6 protein-coding genes are annotated in these 5016 nt (G+C 71.9%); 4 read left to right on the top strand and 2 right to left on the bottom strand.

Annotation, left to right across the window (positions count from 1 at the left end; all coding sequences use genetic code 11):
- Together GT354_RS05300 and GT354_RS05295 are read right to left on the bottom strand one after the other, a co-directional pair.
- The coding region (locus GT354_RS05300) for a hypothetical protein (RefSeq protein ID WP_161355004.1) at nt 1–1144 on the bottom strand (1144 nt) is incomplete at its 3' end.
- Nucleotides 1145–1427: 283 nt separating this feature from the next.
- Complete coding sequence (locus GT354_RS05295; protein ID WP_161355003.1) at nt 1428–1925, bottom strand: GNAT family N-acetyltransferase; 498 nt, start codon at nt 1923–1925, stop codon at nt 1428–1430.
- A 264-nt stretch (nt 1926–2189) separates the two neighbouring features.
- Here GT354_RS05295 and GT354_RS05290 point away from each other — a divergent pair, with 264 nt between their 5' ends.
- From GT354_RS05290 to GT354_RS05275, 4 genes are all read left to right on the top strand, one after another.
- The gene (locus GT354_RS05290) at nt 2190–2717 is read left to right on the top strand and encodes a DUF1697 domain-containing protein (RefSeq protein WP_346011865.1); all 528 of its coding nucleotides are present in this window, start codon (nt 2190–2192) and stop codon (nt 2715–2717) included.
- 93 nt (nt 2718–2810) lie between these two features.
- Nucleotides 2811–3482: a helix-turn-helix domain-containing protein gene (locus GT354_RS05285; protein ID WP_161355001.1), complete on the top strand. Its 672-nt coding sequence runs from the start codon at nt 2811–2813 to the stop codon at nt 3480–3482.
- A gap of 101 nt (nt 3483–3583) precedes the next feature.
- Complete coding sequence (locus GT354_RS05280) at nt 3584–4384, top strand: ABC transporter ATP-binding protein (RefSeq protein WP_161355000.1); 801 nt, start codon at nt 3584–3586, stop codon at nt 4382–4384.
- On the top strand, nt 4384–5016 hold a 633-nt coding region (locus tag GT354_RS05275), incomplete at its 3' end, for an ABC transporter permease (RefSeq protein ID WP_346011864.1). The genes GT354_RS05280 and GT354_RS05275, both read left to right, overlap by 1 nt.

Here is a 5016-nt window from a genome sequence, read left to right as displayed (position 1 = left end):
CACGGCGGGCGATCTCGGCGCGGGCGAGGTGGGCGCTGCGCAGCCACAGCGGCCGCGTATGCAGGAGTTCCTCGACGTAGGCCGTCGTCCATCTGTTGCTGCGCGGGCGCAGTTCCAGGATCAAATCCACCGGCACCCCGAACAGTTCGGCGACGGCGTCGTCGGACATGTGGTCGATGACCGCTTCGGCTGCCCGGCACACGGCTTCGGCGCGGCGTTGCTGCGCGTGCCATTCGCGGTCGAGCCAGCGGGTGACGGCCGCGGTGGCGTGTTCGAGTTCGCGGTCGGCGTGCAGTTCGAGCAGCCAGTGCGGTGGTGTGTCGGCGAGCACGCGCAGGCGTTCCGCGGCGATGTGCCGGCCGATGGAGGGGACGTGGTGGGCGATCTCCTCGGCGGTGACGCCGAGCACTGCCCACACCCGGTGCGGGCGGGCGAGGGCGCGCAGCGCGGTCAGGGCGCGTGGGGTGACGGCGGTGAGCAGGTCGGCGATCTCGGCCGGCTTGTACCGGCACTGTTGGGCGATCTCGGTGATGTCGCGCACCCGAGGGTCGTCCATGAAGCGGCGCAGCCGCGCGGGGACGGTGCCGTGCAGGTAGGCGAGCGCGCACGTGAAGGCGACGGTGTCGGCGGGGTCGGTGTCCGCGTCGGGGGCCAGGCCGGCCAGGTACAGGCGCGCGTTGTGGGCGAGTTCGCGGTTGTGCGCGCGGGTCGCGGCGGCCTTGGTGGCGGCGAGCGAGCGGGCGACGGTACGGGCGGCCTCGCGCAGTTCGCGGTCGGCGACGATGTGCGGGTGCAGGGTGTCGACGTCGGCGGTGCGGTAGTAGCGCACTTCGAGGTCGCGGCCGTGGCGGCTCTGGTGGAGGCGGTCCACGACGGGCAGCGCGGCGGACGCGGCGACGCGGCGGAAGCGTTCGCGGCTGATGCCCAGGCGGTGCGCGGCCTCGCCGGCGGTGAGGGGCTCCTCACGGCTCAGCGCGGTGAGGAAGGGGACGGGGTCGGCGGCGGCGCGGGCTACCGCGTCGGCGTCGAAGGTGCCGTCCTGGTGTTGCGCGAGCAGTCCTGTACGGGCGGCGAGCCGGACTTGGCGGGGGACGAGCCCCAGCGCTTTGCCGACACGTGCCGCACCGATGCCTCCTCGGGTCACGACCGGCCCCTTCCGTACGGGTGACACCGAACGGGGTGACCTTAGAACGCCTGCGGCGCGTGAGGGAGGGCAAAGTGCGAAATCCCCCCGATCGTGCGGAGAAGCGATATGGAGAGTTACGGCAAATGGGGGACGGTGGGCGGGTTCGGGAGTGTTCGGCGGCCGGGTTCGCGATCTCCTTTCGGCTGCTTCCGGAGTGCTTCCGGAGCGTTGTCGGCATGTCCGCATGTCCGCATGTCGGTGTGCCGGTGTGCCGGTGGGGCGTTCGGGTGCGGCTGTCGGGTCAGAGGGCGAGTTCGAAGCATGCGAGCTCGATGGGTCCGTGGTCGTCGCGGTACGGCGGGATGGGGCGATAGCCCAGGGATGCGTAGAGCGCGATCGCGCCGGTGCGCTGCGGCAGGCAGTCGAGGACGACGCGGCCGGCCCCGGCGGTCTTGGCGTGGGCGTGCAGCCGGTCCATGAGGGTGCGGGCGACGCCGTGGCCGCGGGCCTCGGGCGCGACGTACAGACGCTTGACCTCGGCGGTGCCCGGGTCGAGGAAGCGGACGCCGACGCCACCGACCGGGCCGTCGCCGAGGTCGGCGGTGAAGTAGGCCCCGGGGTGGGCGTAGTAGCTCTCCGGGTCGTCGTGGTCGACGCGGAAATACGTCGGTAGTCGGTCCGGGCTTTCCCAGGTTGGCCGGTCCAGCTCGGCCGCGGTGGCGTTGTAGTAGGCGAACAGCAGGGCCGAGGTGTGGGTGAGGTCGCCGGCGGTGACGGTGAGGTTCGGGGTGATCGTCATGGAAGCGACTGTAGGGGTGGGCGGGTGGGGCATCGGCGGGGTGGGTGGCGGGTGCGCTCGGTGCAGGCTCGACGGCGCCGCGGCTCGACGGCTCTGCGGCTTGGGGGCTCGGCAGTGAGGGCTTCGGGTCGGCGCGTTGTCGGCCCCGGGCGGATCTGCGTGGCTTCGGCGGGGGAGGGGTCGCCGACAGGTTCGGTTCGCGACGGGATGATCTCGGGCAGGGGTGCCCACCGGGGTGTTCCGTCTGCCTGCGGAGGACGTGTGGTGACGAAGTACGTGGCGTTGTTGCGGGGGATCAATGTGGGTGGGCATCGCCGGATTCCGATGGCCGATCTGAGGCGGTGGCTGGAGGGGATCGGCTTCGAGGACGTCGCCACGCTGTTGCAGAGCGGGAACGCCGTCTTCGCCGGGCCCGAGCGGCCGACCGTCGAGATCGAGGCCGCGATCGAGGCGGCGATCCTGGCGGAGGCCGGGTTCGCGGTGACCGTGATGGTGCGGACCGCCGACGAGTTGCGGGCGGTGTTCGCGGGCAATCCGCTGGAGGTGCGCGACGCGTCGAAGTCGGCGGTGGCGTTCCTGGTCACGGATCCGGATCCGGCGGAGTTGGCGGCGCTCGACCCGGCGGTCTATGCCCCTGACGAGCTGGTCGCGGCCGGGCGCGAGCTGTACATGTACTTCCCCAACGGGCTCGGCAAGACGAGGCTGACGCCGATCCTGGGGCGGCGGTTGACGGTCGAGTCGACCGTGCGCAACTGGAACACGGTGACGAAACTGGTCGCGATGACGAGCTGAGCCGACGCGGTCGACCCGCTTGTTCGGGACACCTGCGCCGGGAGTGCACAATTCCCTGTGCACAATCATCTGTGCATAGGTTATTGTGCACTCATGGTGACGCCCCCCGATCGTGAGATCCGCGAACTCGCAGCGCTCAAGGCGCTGGCGCACCCGCGCCGGCAACTGGTCATGCGAGAACTCCAGGCGCGTGGGCCCGCGACCTCGGCGTCGCTGGCGCGCGCGCTCGACCTCAACACCGGGGCGACCAGCTACCACCTGCGGGAGTTGGCGCGACACGGATTCGTCGAGGACTTCGTCGACCCGAGCGCGCACGGGCGGGAGCGGTGGTGGCGCGCGGTGCGGCGCGACCTGCGTTTCCCGCCGCGCAGTGAGCAGAGCGACCGGATGCGGGCGGTCGTCGACGAGGTCAACCGGCTCGCGTTCGCGGCCGACCTCGAGGCGTTCGACCGTGCCCAGACGCAGTACGCGCAGGACGAGAACTGGGTGGACGCCCTGCCTCACTCGCGCGGCAGTATCCACGTCACGCCGGCGGAGCTGGCCGAGTTCTTCGAGGAGTACATCGGGCTGCTCAACCGCTACAAGCGCACCGGGCCGCTGCCTCCCGACGCGCGGACCGTGCTTACCCGGTTCGTCGCCTTTCCCGCGCCGGACGCCGTGCCCGGCGACGGGGACGGGGACGGGGACGGGGACGCAAACGGTGAGAGCAACGGGGACGGCGACGGTGTCGGCGGTGAAGGCGCGTTGTTCGACGACGGCGGGTGAGCGGGTCCGCGCCGGACCGCGCGCGTACGCGGTCCGCGCTCGACCGCATGGGCAATTGGCATACCCACAGAGGCTTTTGAGAACCGAGGACGGCACCCACCATGACCGCACCCGATATATCCGACGCCGGATCGCGGGCCGAAACCGGGTCGTCGGTCGACGCCGGCTCGTCCACCGCCGCCGTGTCGCTCGTCGACGTAGGCAAGATCTACGGCAAGGGCACGGCCGCCGTCACCGCGTTGCGCGACGTGAGCGTGCGCATCCGACGAGGCACGTTCACCGCCGTGATGGGCCCGTCCGGGTCGGGCAAGAGCACCTTCCTGCAGTGCGCCGCCGGACTCGACCGGCCCACCAGCGGGGCCGTCCGGCTGGGCGGCACCGACCTGTCCTCGATGGACGAGACCCGGCTGACCGAACTGCGGCGTGAGCGCGTCGGGTTCGTGTTCCAGGCGTTCAACCTGATGCCCTCGCTGAACGTGTGGGAGAACATCACCCTGCCGCTGCGCCTGGCCGGCAGACGGGCCGACCGGCGCTGGGTCGAGGAGGTGGTGGACCGGGTCGGCCTGGCAGGGCGTACCAAGCACCGCCCCGCCGAACTCTCGGGCGGTCAGCAGCAGCGCGTCGCGATCGCCCGGGCCCTGGTGGCCCGGCCCGAGGTGGTGTTCGGGGACGAACCCACCGGCGCGCTCGACTCGGTGACGGCCAAGGAGGTGCTCACGCTGCTGCGCGACACCGTGGACTCGATGGGCCAGACGGTCGTGATGGTCACGCACGACCCGATCGCCGCGTCCTACGCCGACCAGGTGTTGTTCCTGGCCGACGGCCGCATCGTCGACACGATGGCCGGCGCCGGTGCCGACCGGATCGCCGACCGGATGACCCACCTGGGTGCGTGGGCCTGATGTTGTTCCTCGCCCTGCGAACCCTGCGCGCCCGCAAGGGCGGCTTCGCCGGCGCGTTCGTCGCGCTGCTGTGCGCCGCGGCGCTGGTCACCGCGTGCGGCGCGCTCCTGGAGACCGGACTGCGCGGGAAGATCCGCGTCGAGCGCTACGCCGACGCCGACGTCGTGGTCACCGCCGACCAGAACACACACTGGACCAAGGTGAAGAAGGGCAAGACCAAGGTCAAGTCCAAGGCACTGACCGAGCGGGCCTGGCTGGACGCGACCGCCGTCGACCGGCTGCGCGGCCTGCCGGGCGTCGCCGCAGTCGTTCCCGAACTCACTTTTCCCGCACACGTGTTGACCTCCACCGGGCGCGCCCTGGAGACCGCCGACACGGCGTGGGGACACGCGTGGGAGTCGGCCCGGTTGACCCCGTTCGCGCTGCGCGAGGGGCGGGCGCCGGTCGCGGGCGACGAGATCGTGCTGGACGCCGACCTCGCGCGCCGGGCCGGCGTCGGGGTGGGCGCCACGGTCACCGTGCAGTCGACCCAGGCGCCGACCACCTACCGGGTGGTGGGCGTCGCGGCGCCGGCCGGACGGGACGGACTGGCCCGCCAGGCCTCGGTGTTCTTCGCCGACGCCGAGGCCGGG

Source organism: Streptomyces sp. SID3343 (assembly GCF_009865215.1).
Taxonomy (GTDB): domain Bacteria; phylum Actinomycetota; class Actinomycetes; order Streptomycetales; family Streptomycetaceae; genus Embleya.
This window is presented reverse-complemented; position numbering and strand designations above follow the sequence as displayed.